The following is an 18,246-nucleotide window of genomic DNA, read 5'->3' as shown; positions in this document are numbered from 1 at the left end:
AGGAGTGCACATGTCCGACACCCGCCTCCTGCCCGTGCTCCCGCTCGATGACGACGTCGTGCTGCCGGGCATGGTCGTCCCGCTCGACCTCACCGACAGCGAGACGCGGGCCGCGGTGGAGTCCGCCCAGTCCAACACCCCCAGCCAGGCTTCGTTCCCCGGCATCCGGTCGACCGGCGCCACCAAGGCCGAAGTCCTGATCGTCCCGCGCGTCCACGGCGAGTACGCCGAGTTCGGCACCGTCGCGACGGTCGAGCGCATCGGGCGCGTGCCCGGCGGCAAGGCGGCCGTCCTGCTGCGCGGCACCGCCCGCGCGCTCGTCGGCCGGATGGCCGACGGCCCCGGCGCCGCCCGCTGGGTGCACGCCGAGGACGCCCCCGAGACCACGAACGACCGGACCGCGCAGCTCGCGGCCGAATACAAGGCCGTCGTCATCTCGATCCTCCAGCAGCGCGGTGGCTGGCAGCTGATCGACGCCGTCCAGCAGGTCGAGGACGGCTCCGCGATCGCCGACCTGTCCGGCAACGCGCCGTACCTCGACACCGAGCAGAAGCTCGAGCTGCTGACCACGCTCGACGTCAGCGCGCGCCTGGAGAAGGCGCTCGAGTGGAGCAAGGAGCACCTCGCCGAGCTCGAGGTGACCGACACGATCCGCAAGGACGTCGCCGAGGGCATGGAGAAGCAGCAGAAGGAGTTCCTGCTGCGCCGCCAGCTCGAGGCCATCCGCAAGGAGCTCGGCGAGCTCGACGGCACCGCGCAGGACGACGACTACCGCGCCCGCGTCGAAGGCGCCGAACTGCCCGACGCCGTGAAGAAGGCCGCGCTGGCCGAGGTGGACAAGCTGGACCGCACGTCCGAGCAGTCCCCCGAGGGCGGCTGGATCCGCACCTGGCTGGACACCGTCCTGGAGCTGCCCTGGAACGAGCGCACCGAGGACATCTACGACATCGCCGCCGCGCGAGCGGTTTTGGATGCCGACCACGCCGGCCTCGACGACGTCAAGGAACGCATCATCGAGTACCTGGCCGTGCGGAAGCGCCGTGCCGAATCGGGTCTCGGCCCGGTCGGCGGCCGTCGTTCCGGCGCCGTGCTCGCCCTCGCGGGCCCTCCCGGGGTCGGCAAGACGTCGCTGGGTGAGTCCGTCGCGAAGGCCATGGGCCGCAAGTTCGTCCGCGTGGCGTTGGGCGGCATCCGCGACGAGGCGGAGATCCGCGGCCACCGCCGCACCTACGTCGGCGCGCTGCCCGGCCGGATCGTCCGCGCCATCAAGGAAGCCGGCTCGATGAACCCGGTCGTGCTGCTCGACGAGATCGACAAGGTCGGCGCCGACTACCGCGGCGACCCGACCGCCGCACTGCTCGAAGTGCTGGACCCGGAACAGAACCACACGTTCCGCGACCACTACCTCGAGGTCGAGCTGGACCTGTCCGACGTCGTGTTCCTGGCGACGGCCAACGCGCTCGAGACCATCCCCGGCCCGCTGCTGGACCGCATGGAGCTCGTCACGCTGGACGGCTACACCGAGCACGAGAAGGTCACCATCGCCCGCGACCACCTGCTCCCCCGCGAGCTGGAACGCGCGGGCCTGGGCACAGCGGACGTCAGCCTCACCGACGCGGCGTTCAGCCGGATCGCCGCCGAGTACACCCGCGAGGCGGGCGTGCGCGACGCGAACCGCACGATCGCGAAGGTCCTGCGCAAGATCGCGACCAAGGTGGCCCTCCACGAGGTGTCGTTGCCGCTGACCGTGGACGCCGCGGATCTTCCCGATTACCTGGGCCGCCCGCGGCACATCCCGGAGTCGTCGCTGCCCGCGTCGACCCAGCGGACCGCGACCCCGGGTGTGGCGACGGGCCTGGCGGTCACCGGTGCCGGCGGTGACGTCCTCTACATCGAGGCGTCGCTGGCGGACCAGGAGTCCGGCGCGTCCGGGCTGCAGCTGACCGGCCAGCTCGGCGACGTGATGAAGGAGTCCGTCCAGATCGCGCTGTCCTACCTGCGGTCGCACGGCGCGGAGCTGGAGCTGCCGGTGGGTGACCTGCGCGAGCGCGGCATCCACGTCCACGTGCCGGCGGGCGCGGTCCCGAAGGACGGGCCGTCGGCGGGCGTGACGATGACGACGGCGCTGGCCTCGCTGCTCTCGGGCCGCGTGGTCCGGCCGGACGTCGCGATGACGGGCGAGGTGTCCCTCACGGGCCGCGTCCTCCCGATCGGCGGCGTGAAGCAGAAGCTGCTGGCGGCCCACCGGGCGGGGATGAAGACGGTGATCATCCCGCAGCGCAACGAGCCGGACCTGGACGACGTCCCGGCCGAGGTGCTGTCCCAGCTGGACGTCCACGCGGTGGCGAACGTCCGCGAGGTCCTCGACCTCGCTTTGACCCCGGCTTCGACGCCGGTTCCCCAGGCGGCGTAACCCCGAACGCCGCCACCGAAGGCCCCCATTCTCCCGCGAATGGGGGCCTTCACCTTGTCCGGGCGGCTAAAGATCGCGCAGTCCGGCCGGCAACGCGGAAAGGTCAGCTGCGAGGCCTGCGAATTCGATTTCGAACCCACTTACGGGGACCGCGGCGGTGCAAGACACCGTGGCTCCGTGGAGGAATTGCACGGGCTGGTTGCCGAACACGAAGACCCCGCAACCTGATCGAGGTTACGGGGTCTTGATGTGGCGGGTGAGGGATTCGAACCCCCGTAGGCGTAAGCCAACTGGTTTACAGCCAGTCCCCTTTGGCCACTCGGGTAACCCGCCTTGAGCCGGACGCACCGGCCGGGTAGAAGCTTACCCAACGGGTTCGAGCAGGGGTCAACCGGGATGCCCCTCCTCCGGTGGGGACTAGGCTGGGTGGCCCCTGACAAGCGAGTACGAGGTGTGAGGACACGTGGCGGATCCCTCTTTCGACGTCGTGAGCAAGGTCGACCGCCAGGAGGTGGACAACGCGCTGAACCAGGCAAGCAAGGAGCTCGGCACGCGCTTCGACTTCCGCGGCACGGGCACGACGATCAACTGGTCCGGCGAGGAGGCGATCGTGATCGAGTCCGAGACGGAGGAGCGCGCGCTGGCCGCGGTCGAGGTGTTCAAGGAGAAGCTGATCAAGCGCAGCATCTCCCTGAAGGCCTTCGAGGCCGACGAGCCGGCCCTGTCGGGCAAGATCTACAAGGTTTCGGGCAAGATCCTGCAGGGCATCGCATCGGACAAGGCGAAGCAGATCGCGAAGTTCATCCGCGACGAGGGCCCGAAGGGCGTGCAGGCCCAGATCCAGGGCGACCAGCTGCGGGTGTCGGGCAAGAAGAAGGACCAGCTGCAGGACGTGATCGCGTTGCTGAAGGGCAAGGACTTCGAGATCGCGCTGCAGTTCACGAACTACCGGTGATTCACCCTCGTTGACCTGCGGGTATCTGGTTTCAGGTGCCCGTGGGTACAACGTCGGTACAACCGAGCGCGGAGTCGACGAGCGTCCGCGTCTGGTCCACCGCGTCCGGCCAGTAGCCGACGTAGGTGTTGAGGGTCACCGTGGGCGTGGTGTGGCCCATGGCGAGCTGAACGGTCTTGACGTTCGCTCCGCCGAAGATCAGCACCGTGGCGAAGTAGTGCCGCAGGTCACGCAGGCCGAAGCCCTCCGGCAGGCCCGCAGCCTTCACTGCCGGACGCCAGATGTACGACCAGTCGGACCGGTGGATCGGGCGGCCGTCGCCCCGGGTGAATACCAGGTGGGCGGGCCGCCGGGTCGGCCGGCGGGGGTCGGTCTCGTCGTCGATCTCCTCCGGCAGCGTCCGGAAGGTCTCCAGGTGGCCGCGCAGGGAGTTCGCGACCAACGTCGGCAACTCGTTCGCGCGGCGGCTGGTCTTGGTCTTCGGCGGGGCGAGGTACGGCGTGCGGCCGGACACCACGGTGAGCTGATGGCGGACCTCCACCTCCATCGCGTCGAAGTCGATCGCATCGCGCTCCAGGCCGAAGATCTCGCCGCCACGCCAGCCACAGCCCGCCGCTCAGCAGACGGATCGCGGCCGACCTGCGCGCGGCGATCATGCAGGGCGAACTCGCGCCGGGTGCCGTCCTCCCGTCCGAGCGGCAACTCATCGCGCAGTACGGCACGACGAAGGCGACGGCCGGCAAGGCGATTGCCTTCCTGGTATCCGAGGGCCTGGTGACGACCGAGTTCGGGCGCGGCACCTTCGTTCGACGCCGTCCACCCCTCCGTCGCGTCTCGGCTGCACGACGCCACGCGGCCCACCGGGACACCGGCAAGCCTGTCTTCGACGTCGGAGCCATCGAGCAGGGGCGGGTTCCATCGCGGCGAATCCTCTTCGTCGGACGGGCTCCCCTACCCGCGAACGCGGCTCACTGGCTTCGCGCCTCACCCGGCGACGAGGCAGTCGTACGCCGTCGCTTGCAGTTCCTCGACGACGAGCCGGTCGTGGTCTCCGCGAGCTACTACCCGCTGTGGCTCGCGGCGGACACCCGGCTCGAATCACCCGACGCGCTCCCGGAGGGGCCCGACGAGCTGATCGAGTCGCTCGGGCACACGTTCTTCCGAGGGGTCGAGGTGTTCAGCGCGCTCATGCCGACCCCGGAGGAGACGGAGCTGCTCAACCTCCACGCGGGGGTGCCCGTGATGCACATGTGGGACGTCGACTACGACAAGGACGGCAGGGCCGCTGCAGGCCGCTCACGACGTCTACGCGGGCGACAAGCACGAGTTCATCTACGAGTGGAACGAAGGCGACATTCAGCCATGACGAGCGAGTGGCCAGCCAACTGGGCTGAGCGGATCAGCGGCGAAGCCTGCGAGATGTGCCAGTCGAAGCGCTTGGACGAAGATACCTACGGGATCCGGATCTTCGAGACAGCCGATGTGGACGCCGTGCTCCAGCGAGCCGACATCCAGCGCGGGTACACGCTCGTGATCTGGCGCGGGCGTCACGTGGTCGAGCCGTTCGAACTGAGCGAACTGGAGGCGCAAGCCTACTGGAAGGCGACTCTCATGGTGGCGAAGGCGCTGGCCACGTTCTACCGGCTGTTGAAGATGAACTACGAGACGTTGGGGAACACCGTCCCGCATCTCCACACGCACCTACTGCCGCGCTTCATTGAGGATCCTGCTCCGGGGAGGCCGTTCCCGCTGCTACCGCAGAGTGGCAACGAATCCCAGATCGACCCTGCGCAACTCGCCAGCGACGTCGCAGCGCTTCGGGCTCTCCTCGGTTGAGCCGCTGCCCGTGAGGCGGAGGCTTGGTGAGAACTTTCTCTACAGGATCAAGGCGGCCCCTCCGGGGCCGCTCGGCCCCAGCTCTTTGCCCCGGCCAAGCCCTCGCGGGGGCGTGCGGCCTGGCGGCCGGTCCCCCGCGAGTCGGCCGGGGCGAGTGGGCCGAAGGGTGCGGGTAAGCCGCGGATCCGAGAAGAGATGTCCTCGCCGGACGGGCAGGTCTCCGAGATGGCCGGCGTGGCACCCACGTTGCGTCCGTGGTTGGCCAGACGGCATCTCGTCGACCTCCCGGAGGGCTATCACGTCGTGTCAAGGGGGCGGTTTTGGAACTCCCGCCGCTGAAGCGGAGAGGCGCCCCCTTGACACAACGTGATCGGGCTGCGCCAGGTCGACGAGATGCCGAGAGGTCAACCACTCTCAGGTTATCGGCCATCAGTAAATCGCCTTATAGCTTGAACCAGCATGTTGTCGTCAATTTCAGACCTCCATTTGACGTAGTCCAATTCTCGGTTTTCTTGCTGCTCAATATAATTCTTTGCAGCATTGCTGAGGTCGACGTTTGCGACCATTAAAACAGGATATCCACCACCCCTCCCTTTCGCCAGAGCGGCACGCACTTTTGTCGTATTGACGAAATTCAACTTGGAGAAATACTTTATTGTAACAACGAGTGCTGTCTTGTCCATAATTTGACCTGTCCCATTACGTCTTCTCAGCGCAAGATCATAGCCCTGATCACCTCCGGCCACTGACACAGAAAAACCCTCGCGAGCCGCCACGCGCTCTAAGGCCTCTCCTGCGAGGGACTCATAGACCATGCCTTCCACAAGGAAGACATCGGAGCTCCTAGCAAGCTGAGGATTCGCCGAGATTGCACCAGATAAAAAGTCTTTGGCGTTCTCGATACCTTTCTCGTCTGCGATTTGCTCAGCTTCCCCAGCAACCCTGCTTGCCCTCTTCTCAAGCTCAACGGCATCTTTCGATGCTCGAGAAATTGGGGTCCCCTGAACCCCAACCACGAGGAACACTGCCCCCACAAGAATAAGTGCGATACTCCCGGCTTGATTACCGGTCACAAAAACAGCAAAACCCCCGCCGACAGAGAATGAAAGCCCAACAACCCAAGCGCCAACACGCTCAGGGGTAGACATAAGTCGCTCAAAAGGAGATCTGCGGCGCTTCACCTGCTGGGCCTGTCTGCTTCTGCGCCACCGCCACTTCTGCATGGCGCCGACCGTATCGCGTCGAACAGAATGATCATTGACCAAATCGCAGTTCGGTACAAATCCGGTACAGATGGCACCGACTAGCGATGACCAACAACGACCACCAACGGACAGAAAAGCGCAGCTCAGAGCCTGCACCTCGCCATCGCCCCAGGCCGGATGCAGTTCACGAACTACCGGTGACTCCGCCGCGGGCACCCGGTCACCGGGTGCCCGCTCAGGACGGTGTCACCGTCCAGCTCGCTTCGTACCCGTCCACCCGCAGATAAGCCGGACCCCGGACCTCCCGATCGACATCGACGTTGCCGATCTCGTTGACCAGCAGGTCGCCGTCCTCCTCCGAGTGCACCCACAGGGCGATGTTGCCGCGGGTCTTCGCCGAGAGCTTCACGTGCGTAACCCCCGCCGGCACACGCAACACCGCGTCGCCCTTGCCTGACGTCGGTGTGCCCGGGGCCACCACCGGCAAGCTGCGGTAGTCCGCGATCGTTGCCGTCCAGGCCGCGTTCGCGTGAACCGTCACCTTCGTCGTCGGGCGGTCCGGTTCCGTGTTCAGCCACGTCGTGCCCTGGTACTTGCCGATCGCGTTGACCAGGCCGTACTCGCCGCCGTCCGTGTCGATCATCACGTTCGACGAGCACTTCGGGCAGTCGAACGTGAAGAAACCCAGCTGGTCCGGCGGCCACGTCACCGCGAACTCGCCTTCGCCCTTGCCCGTGTGCGTCTCCGTCGGCACGTCCTTCAAAACCGGAGCCGCCGATGTCGTGGGCACCGGCACCGGGACCGGCTCCGAAGAAGTCTCGATCGTGCCGAACCCCGTCGTCGGCCCGCACGCCGACGTCAACGCCACCGCCGCCACGACGCAGGCAAGCCGGAATCTCATCGTCCCCCCTCGGAACCCTCTGGTGATCTTTCGGCGCGCACGACCCCGGCGTTACCGTCGCCGTGCGTGAGCGATCACCCGGGCGGGCAGAGCAAACCGCTCGAAAGCGCGAATGCCCGCGTGACTGTCCACGAAGGACCCGGACCGCGTGCTGTAATCGCGCGGTCACCATGTGGAGAGGGTCAGGATGCGCCGCTTGCTCGCCTTCGTGCTGTCACTCACCGTGATCGGCGCGACACTGACCCCGGCGAGCGCCGCCGAGCGCAAGCTGCTGCTGCCCGGCCTCGGCTCCTACGCGCGCCTCGTCCGGCTCGACCACTCGATCTTCGGCCGCGGGCACATCATCGCGGCGCTGACCAGCGAAGACGCCGGGGGCAAGTTCACGCCCGTCATGGAGAGCACCGACGAGGGCGAGACGTTCCACCAGCTCGGCGCCATCCACGACCCCGACGGCCGGTACGGCATGTGCTGCGGCACGCTCTACGAACTGCCGCAGCGGGTCGGCCGGCTCCGCGCCGGCACCCTGCTCTGGGCCGCCTCCTACCGGCAGGACGCCGGCGCGCAGCGGCGCGTCGGGATCAAGGTCTGGGCCAGCAAGGACGGCGGCCGCTCGTGGAGCTTCCTGGCCGAGCCCGCCCGCTCGCACAACATCGACGGCATCTGGGAGCCCGAGTTCACCGTCGACGCCGGCGGCACGCTCTGGCTCCACTTCGCCGATGAGACGCAGGCACCGAAATATGCGCAGGTCCTCAACCGCGTCGCCTCGACCGACGGCGTGCACTGGGGCACCAAGCAGCTCACCCTGGCCATCCCGCCGGACCGGGTCCGGCCCGGGATGCCGATCATCCGCAGGCTGCCCGACGGCCGCTACTACTTCGCCTACGAGATCTGCAACTTCCGCGACCGCTACTGCGACCCGTACTTCAAGATCTCCCCCGACGGCGCCAACTGGGGCAGCCCCACCGACCCCGGCACGCGCGTCGAAACCGCGAACGGCAACTACTTCCAGCACGCGCAGACGATCACGCTCTTCCCCGGCGGCCCGAACGGCGTGCGGATCGTCATGGTCGGGCAGATCTACACCAACGCGAAGGGCCAGCCGCAGCCGAAGAACGGCCAGGTGCTGCTGGCGAACGACGACTTCGGCGCCGGCAACTGGTACGAGCTGCCCGCCCCGGTGCACATCACCGGCATCTACAACAACTTCTGCCCGAACTACTCCTCGACGCTGCTGCCGGTCGACGACGGCAAGAACGTGCTCGAGATCGCCACCGAGTACAACCTCGGCTGCAAGGCCTACTTCGGCAAGGGACCGGCTTTCTGATCCCGCCCGGCCCGTAGGGTGGGGCCGACCGAGAAGCCCGGTTCCGAGGAGGCAGTTCATGAAGGGCATCGTGCTGGCCGGAGGCAGCGGGACACGCCTGCACCCGATCACCCAGGCGGTGTCGAAGCAGCTGCTGCCGGTCTACGACAAACCGATGGTCTACTACCCGATCTCGGTGCTGATGCTGGCCGGGATCCGCGAGATCCTCGTCATCTCCACCCCCGCCGACCTGCCGATGTTCCGCAAGCTGCTCGGCAACGGCGACCAGTTCGGCCTCGCGTTCTCCTACGCCGAGCAGCCCAGCCCGAACGGCCTGGCCGAGGCCTTCGTGATCGGCGCGGACTTCATCGGCGACGACGACGTGGCGCTCGTGCTCGGCGACAACATCTTCTACGGCCAGGGCTTCTCCGGCCGCCTGCAGCAGGCCGTGCGCGAGCTCGACGGCTGCGTCCTGTTCGGCTACCCGGTGAAGGACCCCGAGCGCTACGGCGTCGGCGAGGTCGACGCGGGCGGCAAGCTGGTGTCCATCGAAGAAAAGCCCGCCAAGCCGCGCTCGAACAAGGCGATCACCGGGCTGTACATCTACGACAACGAGGTCGTCGACATCGCCCGCGCGCTCACGCCGTCGGCGCGCGGTGAGCTCGAGATCACCGACGTCAACCTCACGTACGTGCGCCAGGACCGGGCGTCCCTGGTCGACCTCGGCCGCGGCTTCGCCTGGCTCGACACCGGCACGCACGACTCGCTGCTCGAAGCCGGCCAGTTCGTGCAGGTGCTGGAGCACCGCACCGGCGTGCGCATCGCGTGCCTCGAGGAGATCGCGCTGCGGATGGGCTTCATCGACGCCGACGAGTGCTACGCGCTGGGTGAGAAGCTCGCGAAGTCCGGCTACGGCGACTACGTGAAGGCAGTCGCCGTAGCGGCGGGAGCTTCGGCCTAGAAGAGCTGCTCGCGCAGCGTCGTCCCGGCGTACTCGGTCCGGAACACCCCGCGCTCCTGCAGGAGCGGCACGACCTTGTCGACGAACTCGTCGAGCCCGCCCGGCGTCAGGTGCGGCACGAGGACGAACCCGTCGGCCGCGTCGGACTGGACGTACTCGTCGATCGTCGAAGCGACGGTCGACGGCGTGCCGACGAACTGCTGGCGCGCGGTGGCCTCGATCACCAGCTCGCGGATCGAGAGCTTCTTCTCCTCCGCGAGCGCCCGCCACTTGCGCGCGAGCGCGAGCTGGTCCTTTTCGTGCCGGACGCGGCCCCAGGTCAGCGGCTCGGCGTCCGGGTCGGGGTCGACCTCCGGCAGCGGTCCGTCGACGTCGTAGCCCGACAGGTCGCGGCTCCACACCTGCTCGAGGAACTGGATCGCGGTCGCCGGCCGCACCTGCTGGAGCCGGATCTCGCGCGCGTGCTCCTCGGCTTCGGCGTCGGTGTCGCCGAGGACGAACGTCGCGGCCGGCATGATCAGCAGCTCGCCGTACTCGCGGCCGTACGCGGCCAGCCGCCGCTTGACGTCGTGGAAGAACGCCTGGCCGTCTTCGAGGCTGCCGTGCCGGCTGAAGATGACGTCGGCGGCCTTCGCGGCGAACTCACGGCCTTCGTCGGAGTCGCCGGCCTGGATGACGATCGGCTGCCCCTGCGGGGTCCGCGGCAGCGTGAACTCGCCGTGGATGTCGAACTGTTGTCCACTGTGGACGAACTTGCCCGGGTCGCGGGCGAAGACGCCGTTCTCCTTGTCCCCCACCAGGGTGCCGGGCTGCCAGCTGTCCCACAGTTCGCGCACGGTGGCCAGGAACTCCTCGGCGCGCGCGTAGCGGTCCTCGCGCTTGAGGAAGCCGCCGCGCCGGAAGTTCTTGCCGGTCCACGCGTCCGGCGACGTCACGACGTTCCACGCAGCGCGTCCGCCGGAGAGGTGGTCGATGCTCGCGACCTGGCGGGCGACCTCGTAGGGCTCGTTGAACGTCGAGGACAGCGTCCCGGCCAGGCCGAGGTGCGTGGTGACGGCGGACAGCGCGGCCAGCACGGTGGTCGTGTTGGGCCGGCCGACGACGTCGGAGTCGAGGATCTTGCCCGCGTGCTCGCGCAGCCGCAGTCCCTCGGCGAGGAAGAGGAAGTCGAACTTGCCGCGCTCGGCCGTGCGGGCGAGGTGCTCGAAGGAGGCGAAGTCGATCTGGCTGCCCGACGCCGGGTCGCTCCACACCGTCGTGTTGTTGACGCCGGGGAAGTGCGCGGCGAGCTTGATCTGCTTGGTCATCTCAGGCTCCCGGGGTGACGGCGTAGGCGTTGACGGCCCGGCCGAGGCCGAGGTGGTCGCGCAGGGTCTCGCCGCGGTAGCCGTCCCGGAACGCGCCGGCCGCGCGCAGCGCCGGGACGACCTCGCCGGCGAGCAGGTCGAGGTCGTCGGGCAGGACGGCGGGCCGCAGGTGGAACCCGGCGACGCCGGTCTCGGCGGCCCAGCGGGGCAGCTCGGCCGCCAGCTGCGCGGGCGTGCCGACGAACGACAGGCCGACGGGCTCGAACGGCACCAGGGCGTCCAGCTCGTGCTGCCGGTCGCGGGCGCCCTGCTCGGTCTCGGCGAGCACGATCGACACCGTCGCGAGGACCTTGGCACCGGGGAACCGGGCGGCCGCGGCGCGCACGGCGTCGAGGTGGTCCGCGCGGGTGATGACCAGGTCCGCCCCGACCGCGTGCGGGGAGTCGCCGTAGACCGCGGTCACCGGGTGGCCCTGCGGCGGGCGCGGGGTGATCGACGGGCCCTTCACGCTGAAGAAGCGGCCCTCGAAGTCGACGTAGTGCAGCTTCTCGCGGTCGATGAACCGGCCGGTGGCGGCGTCGCGGATGATCGCGTCGTCCTCCCAGCTGTCCCAGAGCCGGGTGATGACGTCGAGGACCTCGGCGGTCTCGGCCTCCCCGTCCTGCGGTGAGGGGGCCCGGCGGCGGCCGAAGTGCGCGGCTTCGGCGTCGGTCAGGGACGGCACCGCGAGCACGCCGGCGCGGCCGCCGCTCGCGTAGTCCAGCGTCGCGACCGACGTCGAGACGTGGAACGGCTCGGTGTGGGTCGTGGTGACCGTCGGGACCAGGCCGATCCGGCTGGTCGCCGGGGCGATGGCCGACAGCGTGAGCAGCGCGTCGAGGCGGCCGCGCACGACTCCCTCGCCGCCGGACTGCAGCGCCAGCGAGTCGTCGAGGGTCACGAAGTCGAGCGAAGCGGCTTCGGCCTGCTTCGCGTACTTCAGGTAGTGGCCGGAGGTGAACAGCGCGGCGGGCTCGGCCGCGGATACCCGCCAGGCGGCCGGGTGGAACCCGGCCCCGTCGATGGCGACGCCCAGGTGCAGCTCTGCGGAGACCATGCCTGCGCAACTTCGCGGGCCGGACCGAGATTCCCGCTCCCACCAGTTGGGAAAAACGCATCTTTCCCTACGAAAGTGACGCCTTTGGCAGGCTCAGAAGCGGTGGCGGGCCATTTCCTCGAGGCGCGCGATGCGGTCGGCGATCGGCGGGTGCGTCGAGAACAGCTTGCTCAGGCCCTCACCGGGGCGGAACGGGTTCGCGATCATCAGGTGCGACTGCGACACCAGCTGCGGCTCGGCGACCAGCGGCCGCGCCCGCGTCCCGGCCTCCAGCTTCCGCAGCGCCGAGGCCAGGCCCAGCGGGTCGCCGGTGAGCTCCGCGCCGGACGCGTCGGCCTGGTATTCCCGCGACCGGCTGACACCCATCCGGATGACCGCCGCCGCGATCGGCCCGACGAAGATCAGCATCAGGCTGACCAGCGGGCTGCCGTCGCGGTTGTTGCCGCCGAAGAACAGCGCGATGTTCGCGAGCACGCTGATCACGCTGGCCAGCGCGCCGGCGACGCACGAGATGAGGATGTCGCGGTTGTAGACGTGGGACAGCTCGTGGCCGAGCACCGCCCGCAGCTCCCGCTCGTCCAGCAGGTCGAGGATGCCGGTGGTGCAGCAGACGGCCGCGTGACGCGGGCTGCGGCCGGTCGCGAACGCGTTGGGCGCGACGGTCGGGCTCAGGTAGAGCTGCGGCATCGGCTGGCGGGCGACGTGCGCGAGCTCGCGCACGATCCGGTACATCGCGGGCTGCTCGACCTCCGACACCGGCCGGGCGTGCATCGCGCGCAGCGCCAGCTTGTCCGAGTTGAAGTAGGCGAAGGCGTTCATCCCGAGGGCGATGACCAGGCCGATGACCAGGGCGCCGCGGCCGAACAGGCCGCTGATCGCGATGATGATCGCCGACAGCAGGCCGAGCAGCATCGCCGTCTTCAACCCGTTCTGGTGCCCGTGCACGCGCGCTCGCCTCCGTCCGCTCCATTCCCCGTGGTTACCCAGTGGAAACAACGCGATCGGGGGACGCGAAGTTCCTTCACGTGAGGATCGCGCGGGTTAGGCTCGGCGAGCGAGTTGATCACGAGCGGAGGCGCCGATGCGAGGTCGCCCGATAGGCCGCAGGACGCTCTTCGCCCTGGTCACGGCCGGTGCGGGGGCCTTGGTCCTGCCCGGGACCGCCCGGGCGGCGGACGTCCGGTCGGTCGAGCTCGGCGGGGCGCCGACCGCGGTCACGGTGAACCCCGTCACGGGCCTCGCGTACGTCACGGATCCCGAGGCCGGGACGCTCACGGTCATCGACCCGCGCCGCGCCGCGGCCGCCGACGTGATCCGCGTCGGCGGCGCTCCGGGCGACGTCGCGGTCGACCCGAAGGCCAACCGGATCTACGTCGCGAACCCGCCCGCCGGCACCGTCGTGGTCCTGGACGGCCGCACCCACGACCTGGTGAGCGTGATCGGCGCGGGCGCCGGCGCGTCCGCGCTGGCCGTGGACGAGCGGGCCGACCGCGTCTACGCGGCCAGCGGCGCCACCGGCACGCTCGCCGTGCTCGACGGCGTCAGCTGCACGCTCGACGCGCTCGTACCGGGCCCGAAGCCGAGCTTCGGCGGGATCGCGGTCGACCCCGGCCGCAAGCTGGCCTACTGCGCCAGCACCGGCACGGACTCCCTGGAAGTGTTCTCGATCGACAGCGGGAGGTTCGTCGCCAGCGTCAAGGTCGGGGCGCGGCCGACCGCCGTCGCGGTCCACGTCGAGAGCGGTTCGGTGTACGTGGCCAACTCCGGCATCCACCACATGTCCATTGTGGATTCGGTGACGCACACCGAGCGCAAGACCGTGTTGCTGCGCAGCGAGGCGTCCGCACTGGCCGTGCACCAGGGCACGAACACGGTGTACACCAACGGCGGCCAGAACGGCCTGAGCCGGATCGACGGCGCGAGCGGGACGCTGACCGGCGAGCTGTCCCTGGGCATCAACCCCGGCGACGTCGCGGTCGACGAGCGCACGCGCACGGTGTTCGTCACGGATCCCTTGCACGGCAGGGTTTCCTTCGTCCGGGATTTCTGAGCACACGGCTGGGGTAACTCCAGGTATACGGTCGGAGACTATGAAACTCGGACTGCAGATCCCCGACTTCACCTGGCCGAACGGGGCGTCCGCGCTGGGCGCCGAACTGGCCGCCGTCGTCCGCACCGCCGACAACGCGGGCTTCGACTCCATCGCCGTGATGGACCACTTCTTCCAGATCGGCGGGGTCGGTCCCGTCGAAAACGACATGCTTGAGGCGTACACCACCCTCGGCTTCATCGCCGCGCACACCGAGCGCGCCAAGCTGCTGACCGTCGTCACCGGCGTCCTGTACCGGCACCCGGGCCTGCTGGCCAAGGCGATCACGACGCTGGACGTCCTGTCCGGCGGCCGCGCGATCCTCGGCATCGGCGCGGGCTGGAACGAAGACGAGTCCCGCGGGCTCGGCTTCCCGTTCCCGCCGGTCGCGGAGCGCTTCGAGCTGCTGGAGGAAAACCTCCAGTACGTGCTGCAGATGTGGGCCGACGGCGACGAGCCGTTCAAGAGCAAGCACTTCGACGCGTCGCGGCTGCTGAACGTGCCGCAGGCGCTGTCGGACCCGCGCCCGCCGATCATGATCGGCGGCGGTGGCGAGAAGAAGACGCTGCGGCTGGTGGCCAAGTACGCCGACCAGTGCAACCTCTTCAACAGCCCCGAGCTGGAGCACAAGCTCGACGTCCTCAAGCGGCACTGCGAGAACGAGGGCCGCGACTACGACACGATCACCAAGACCGTCTATCACATCCTCGACATCGGCGAGGACGGCTCGAAGTCCGGCGAGCTGCTGAAGGAGCTGGAGCGGCTGAACGGCCTCGGCATCGACGTGGCCCTCGGCATGGTCCCGCACGTCCACAACCCGGCGGTGCTGGAGAAGTTCGGCACGGACGTCATCCCGGCCGCCGCGAAGATCGGCTGAGCAACTCGCTGTCGGCAACTTGCCGGAGCCCTCTGCGCCGAGTGCGCGGAGGGCTCCGGTGCGTTCAGCCGTCTTTGGCGACGACGCGGGTCAGCGCCGCGACGCCGATGCCGGCGACCGCCAGCACGATCCCCGGGATCACCCAGCCGACGAGCACGAGCACCACGCCGGTCGCCGCGAACAGGGCGAACTCCACCAGGAAGCGGGCCGGTTCCGGCAGCCGGCAGTGGGCCCGCGGGGCGATGAACAGACCCCAGACCGCGGCGGCCACCACCGGCAGCAGGACCGCGTCGACGAGCGCCAGCACCACGCCGCTGCCGAGCTGGGTGCCGGCCAGGGCCAGACCGCCCAGCAGGGCCAGCTCCGTCAGGAAGCGGACCGTCAGCACCACGCCCGCGACCCCGCTCAGGCGGGGGCCCGTTTCCGAAGTCATCGGGCCAGCCTAGGACCCCCGTCCACTGTGGACGTTACGGGTACGGACCGGCACCGTCGGTGATCTCTGCCACATCCCCACCATCCAGGTTGCGGTTCCGAATCGGTCCACCGGGCCGCCACGCGTCGCTGTAACGACGATCCACCCCTGCTCGACGTGTTAAGCGCATATCGCGACCGCGAGCCAAGGAGCCTGGTAGATGACCACATGTCGACTCTGCGGTTCGACAAACACGGCCAGTGTGGTGGATCTCGGGGCCACTCCCCCGTGTGAGCGATTCTTGACGGCCGAACAGCTCGACGAGCCGGAAGCCACCTTCCCGCTGCACCTCATCGTGTGCACCGAGTGCTGGCTGGCCCAGATCCCGCCGCTGATCGACCCCGGCGACACATTCACCGAGTACGCCTACTTCTCGTCGTTCTCGACCTCCTGGGTCGAGCACGCGAAGCGCTTCGTCGACAGCTCCGTCGAGCGCCTGGGCCTGGGCGAGAAGTCCTTCGTCGTCGAGGTCGCCAGCAACGACGGCTACCTGCTCAAGCACGTCGTCGGGCACGGCATCCGGTGTCTGGGCGTCGAACCTTCGGTGAACGTCGGGCAGGCGGCGCGCGACGCCGGCGTGCCCACCCTGACCGCGTTCCTCTCCGAGGAAACCGGCCAGAAGGTGCGCGAGGAGCACGGGCCCGCGGACCTCGTGGCCGCGAACAACGTCTACGCGCACATCCCCGACGTGATCGGCTTCACCAAGGGCCTGCGCGCCCTGGTCGCCGACGACGGCTGGGTCTCCATCGAGGTCCAGCACCTGCTCACGCTGATCGAGAAGAACCAGTACGACACGATCTACCACGAGCACTTCCAGTACTACACCGTCGAATCCGCGCGCCGGGCCCTCGCGACCGGCGGCCTGACCGTGGTCGACGTCGAGCTCGTGCCGACGCACGGCGGTTCGATCCGGCTCTGGGCGCGCCCCGACGCGGTCGCGGGCGAGCCCAGCGAGCGGATGACCGACGTCCTGGAGCGGGAGAAGGCGGCCGGGCTGCACGAGCTGTCCGGGTACACCGAGTTCGCCGAGCGCGTCACCCGCGTGCGGCTGGACCTGCTGAAGTTCCTCATCGAGGCCCGCAACGACGGCAAGACCGTCGTCGGCTACGGCGCCCCGGGCAAGGGCAACACCCTGCTGAACCACTGCGGCATCCGCACGGACCTGCTGCAGTACACGGTCGATCGCAACCCGTACAAGCACGGCCGGTTCACCCCGGGCACCCGGATCCCGGTGCTGCCCCCGGAGCGGATCGAAGCCGATCGGCCCGACTACGTGCTCGTCCTCCCGTGGAACCTCCGGGAGGAACTGACCGGACAGCTGTCGTTCGTGGGTGCCTGGGGCGGCAAGCTCGTGTTCCCCATCCCCCGCCTGGAAATCGTCGAGGTGTCGTGAAGTGAAGGTCGTTCTCTTCTGCGGTGGGTACGGGATGCGGATGCGCAACGGCGCGGCCGACGACGTCCCGAAGCCGATGGCGATGGTCGGTCCGAGACCGCTCATCTGGCACGTCATGCGCTACTACGCGCACTTCGGCCACACGGAGTTCATCCTGTGCCTGGGCTACGGCGCGGCGCACATCAAGAACTTCTTCCTGAACTACCAGGAAACCATTTCCAACGATTTCATCCTGCGGGGCGGTAAGGCGGAGCTGCTCTCGACCGACATCGCCGACTGGACGATCACCTTCGTGCAGACCGGCATCGAGTCGCCGATCGGTGAGCGCCTGCGCCGCGTGCGCGACTACCTCGACGGCGACGAGATGTTCCTCGCGAACTACGCCGACGTCCTGTCCGACGTCCCGCTGCCCGACATGATCGAGCGGTTCTCGAACACCGACGCCGGCGCGTCGATGATGGTCGTACCGCCGCAGTCGTCGTTCCACTGCGTGGAGATGGACGAAGGCGGCATGGTCGGCTCGATCACCGCGGTCAGCGAAATGCCGCTGTGGGAGAACGGCGGGTACTTCGTGCTGCGGCAGGAGGTCTTCGACCACATCCCGGAGAACGGCGACCTGGTCGCCGACGGCTGCGGCGAGCTGGCCAAGCGCGGCCGGCTCCTGGCCTACCCGTACCGCGGGTTCTGGAAGCCGACCGACACGGTCAAGGAGCGCGCGGCACTCGACGACGCGTACACGCACGGCAAGAGGCCCTGGGCGCTCTGGGAGCAGCCCGCCGAGAGCATCGCGTGATCGGGCTGCGGCCGGGACAGCTCGGCGGTGTCGTCGCCCTCGGCGCGCACTGCGACGACATCGCGATCGGCGCCGGCGGCACCCTGTTGACCCTCTGTTCCGGGCGTCCTGGCCTGCGGGTCGACGCGCTGGTCCTTTCCGGCGGCGGCACGCCCCGCGAGGACGAGGAGCGCGCGGCGCTCGCGGCGTTCTGCCCGGGCGCGCAGGTCGACGTCACGGTGCTGAAGATGCCGGACGGGCGCTTCCCGGCGCACTGGGAAGAGGCCAAGAACGCGCTGGAGGAGCTGCGGCGGCGGACCGACCCGGACGTCATCCTGGCGCCCCGGACCGACGACGCCCACCAGGACCACCGCGGGCTCGCGAAGCTCGTGCCGACGGCGTTCCGCGACCACCTGGCGCTGGGCTACGAGATCGTCAAGTGGGACGGCGACCTCGGCGCCCCCGCGGTCTACCAGCCGCTCGACGACGACGTCGCGGAAGAGAAGGTCCGGCTGCTGCAGGAGCACTACGCGTCGCAGCGGCACCGGCCCTGGTACGACCGCGAGGCGTTCCTCGGCCTGGCGCGGATCCGCGGGATCGAAGCGGCCGCGAAGTACGCCGAAGCGTTTTTCGTCAAGAAACTCACTCTCGACCTGAAGGGCTGAT

The 18,246-nt window shown here is 68.9% G+C and carries 16 protein-coding genes, 1 tRNA gene and 1 pseudogene; 10 read left to right on the top strand and 8 right to left on the bottom strand.

Annotated features, from left to right (window positions below):
* Positions 1–10 precede the first annotated feature (10 nt).
* Positions 11–2,413 carry an endopeptidase La gene (lon, locus tag AB0M83_RS08315; RefSeq protein WP_364514357.1) on the top strand — a complete coding sequence of 801 codons (2,403 nt, stop codon included), beginning with the start codon at positions 11–13 and terminating at the stop codon, positions 2,411–2,413.
* A 250-nt stretch (positions 2,414–2,663) separates the two neighbouring features.
* On the opposite strand, the gene AB0M83_RS08310 is transcribed toward lon, so the two are convergent.
* Positions 2,664–2,746: transfer RNA gene (locus AB0M83_RS08310), tRNA-Tyr, on the bottom strand.
* A 130-nt stretch (positions 2,747–2,876) separates the two neighbouring features.
* Between AB0M83_RS08310 and AB0M83_RS08305 the strand changes: the two genes are divergently transcribed.
* Entirely contained in the window at positions 2,877–3,368 is a 492-nt protein-coding gene (locus tag AB0M83_RS08305; RefSeq protein ID WP_364514355.1) for a YajQ family cyclic di-GMP-binding protein, read from the top strand.
* Positions 3,369–3,399: 31 nt separating this feature from the next.
* Here the strand turns inward: AB0M83_RS08305 and AB0M83_RS08300 are convergent.
* Positions 3,400–3,966, bottom strand: a pseudogene (locus AB0M83_RS08300) (site-specific integrase); the annotation flags it as partial.
* 56 nt (positions 3,967–4,022) lie between these two features.
* On the opposite strand from AB0M83_RS08300, the gene AB0M83_RS08295 reads away from it, so the two are divergent.
* On the top strand, positions 4,023–5,204 hold the full coding sequence (locus AB0M83_RS08295) for a UTRA domain-containing protein (protein ID WP_364514352.1): 1,182 nt from the start codon (positions 4,023–4,025) through the stop codon (positions 5,202–5,204).
* Between the two features lie 419 nt (positions 5,205–5,623).
* Here AB0M83_RS08295 and AB0M83_RS08290 read toward each other — a convergent pair whose 3' ends face one another.
* The gene (locus AB0M83_RS08290; protein WP_364514350.1) at positions 5,624–6,427 is read right to left on the bottom strand and encodes a hypothetical protein; all 804 of its coding nucleotides are present in this window, start codon (positions 6,425–6,427) and stop codon (positions 5,624–5,626) included.
* Between the two features lie 217 nt (positions 6,428–6,644).
* Complete coding sequence (locus AB0M83_RS08285) at positions 6,645–7,310, bottom strand: hypothetical protein (RefSeq protein WP_364514347.1); 666 nt, start codon at positions 7,308–7,310, stop codon at positions 6,645–6,647.
* Between the two features lie 187 nt (positions 7,311–7,497).
* Here AB0M83_RS08285 and AB0M83_RS08280 point away from each other — a divergent pair, with 187 nt between their 5' ends.
* Positions 7,498–8,634, top strand: a complete 1,137-nt coding sequence (locus AB0M83_RS08280) for a sialidase family protein (RefSeq protein WP_364514344.1) — start codon at positions 7,498–7,500, stop codon at positions 8,632–8,634.
* A gap of 58 nt (positions 8,635–8,692) precedes the next feature.
* Positions 8,693–9,574 (top strand): glucose-1-phosphate thymidylyltransferase RfbA, encoded by an 882-nt coding sequence (rfbA, locus tag AB0M83_RS08275; RefSeq protein WP_364514341.1) that lies wholly within the window; start codon positions 8,693–8,695, stop codon positions 9,572–9,574.
* Here rfbA and AB0M83_RS08270 read toward each other — a convergent pair.
* The 3 genes from AB0M83_RS08270 to htpX all read right to left on the bottom strand — a co-directional run bounded on the left by AB0M83_RS08270 (position 9,571) and on the right by htpX (position 12,922).
* Complete coding sequence (locus AB0M83_RS08270; protein ID WP_364514339.1) at positions 9,571–10,881, bottom strand: NtaA/DmoA family FMN-dependent monooxygenase; 1,311 nt, start codon at positions 10,879–10,881, stop codon at positions 9,571–9,573. The genes rfbA and AB0M83_RS08270 overlap by 4 nt on opposite strands.
* Position 10,882: 1 nt before the next feature.
* On the bottom strand, positions 10,883–11,977 hold the full coding sequence (locus AB0M83_RS08265; protein WP_364514336.1) for an LLM class flavin-dependent oxidoreductase: 1,095 nt from the start codon (positions 11,975–11,977) through the stop codon (positions 10,883–10,885).
* Between the two features lie 93 nt (positions 11,978–12,070).
* Complete coding sequence (gene htpX, locus AB0M83_RS08260) at positions 12,071–12,922, bottom strand: zinc metalloprotease HtpX (RefSeq protein WP_364514334.1); 852 nt, start codon at positions 12,920–12,922, stop codon at positions 12,071–12,073.
* Positions 12,923–13,058: 136 nt separating this feature from the next.
* Here htpX and AB0M83_RS08255 point away from each other — a divergent pair, with 136 nt between their 5' ends.
* Together AB0M83_RS08255 and AB0M83_RS08250 are read left to right on the top strand one after the other, a co-directional pair.
* Positions 13,059–14,027, top strand: coding sequence for a YncE family protein (locus AB0M83_RS08255; RefSeq protein WP_364514332.1), 969 nt, complete (start codon positions 13,059–13,061; stop codon positions 14,025–14,027).
* Positions 14,028–14,067: 40 nt separating this feature from the next.
* Positions 14,068–14,943, top strand: a complete 876-nt coding sequence (locus AB0M83_RS08250; protein WP_364514329.1) for an LLM class F420-dependent oxidoreductase — start codon at positions 14,068–14,070, stop codon at positions 14,941–14,943.
* A gap of 64 nt (positions 14,944–15,007) precedes the next feature.
* Here the strand turns inward: AB0M83_RS08250 and AB0M83_RS08245 are convergent, their stop codons facing one another.
* Entirely contained in the window at positions 15,008–15,376 is a 369-nt protein-coding gene (locus AB0M83_RS08245) for a YrdB family protein (protein WP_364514327.1), read from the bottom strand.
* 199 nt (positions 15,377–15,575) lie between these two features.
* Here AB0M83_RS08245 and AB0M83_RS08240 point away from each other — a divergent pair, with 199 nt between their 5' ends.
* Genes AB0M83_RS08240 through AB0M83_RS08230 form a run of 3 tightly spaced genes read left to right on the top strand, consistent with a single transcriptional unit; the run spans position 15,576 to position 18,245 of the window.
* Positions 15,576–16,808: a class I SAM-dependent methyltransferase gene (locus AB0M83_RS08240; RefSeq protein WP_364514325.1), complete on the top strand. Its 1,233-nt coding sequence runs from the start codon at positions 15,576–15,578 to the stop codon at positions 16,806–16,808.
* Between the two features lies 1 nt (position 16,809).
* A complete protein-coding gene (locus AB0M83_RS08235; RefSeq protein WP_364514322.1) occupies positions 16,810–17,601 on the top strand; it encodes a glucose-1-phosphate cytidylyltransferase in 792 nt (263 codons plus the stop codon).
* On the top strand, positions 17,598–18,245 hold the full coding sequence (locus AB0M83_RS08230; protein ID WP_364514319.1) for a PIG-L deacetylase family protein: 648 nt from the start codon (positions 17,598–17,600) through the stop codon (positions 18,243–18,245). The genes AB0M83_RS08235 and AB0M83_RS08230 overlap by 4 nt, the downstream gene beginning before the upstream one ends.
* The last annotated feature ends 1 nt before the right edge of the window (position 18,246 follow it).

The organism is Amycolatopsis sp. NPDC051106, assembly GCF_040682775.1.
Classification (GTDB): Bacteria; Actinomycetota; Actinomycetes; order Mycobacteriales; family Pseudonocardiaceae; genus Amycolatopsis.
This window is presented reverse-complemented; position numbering and strand designations above follow the sequence as displayed.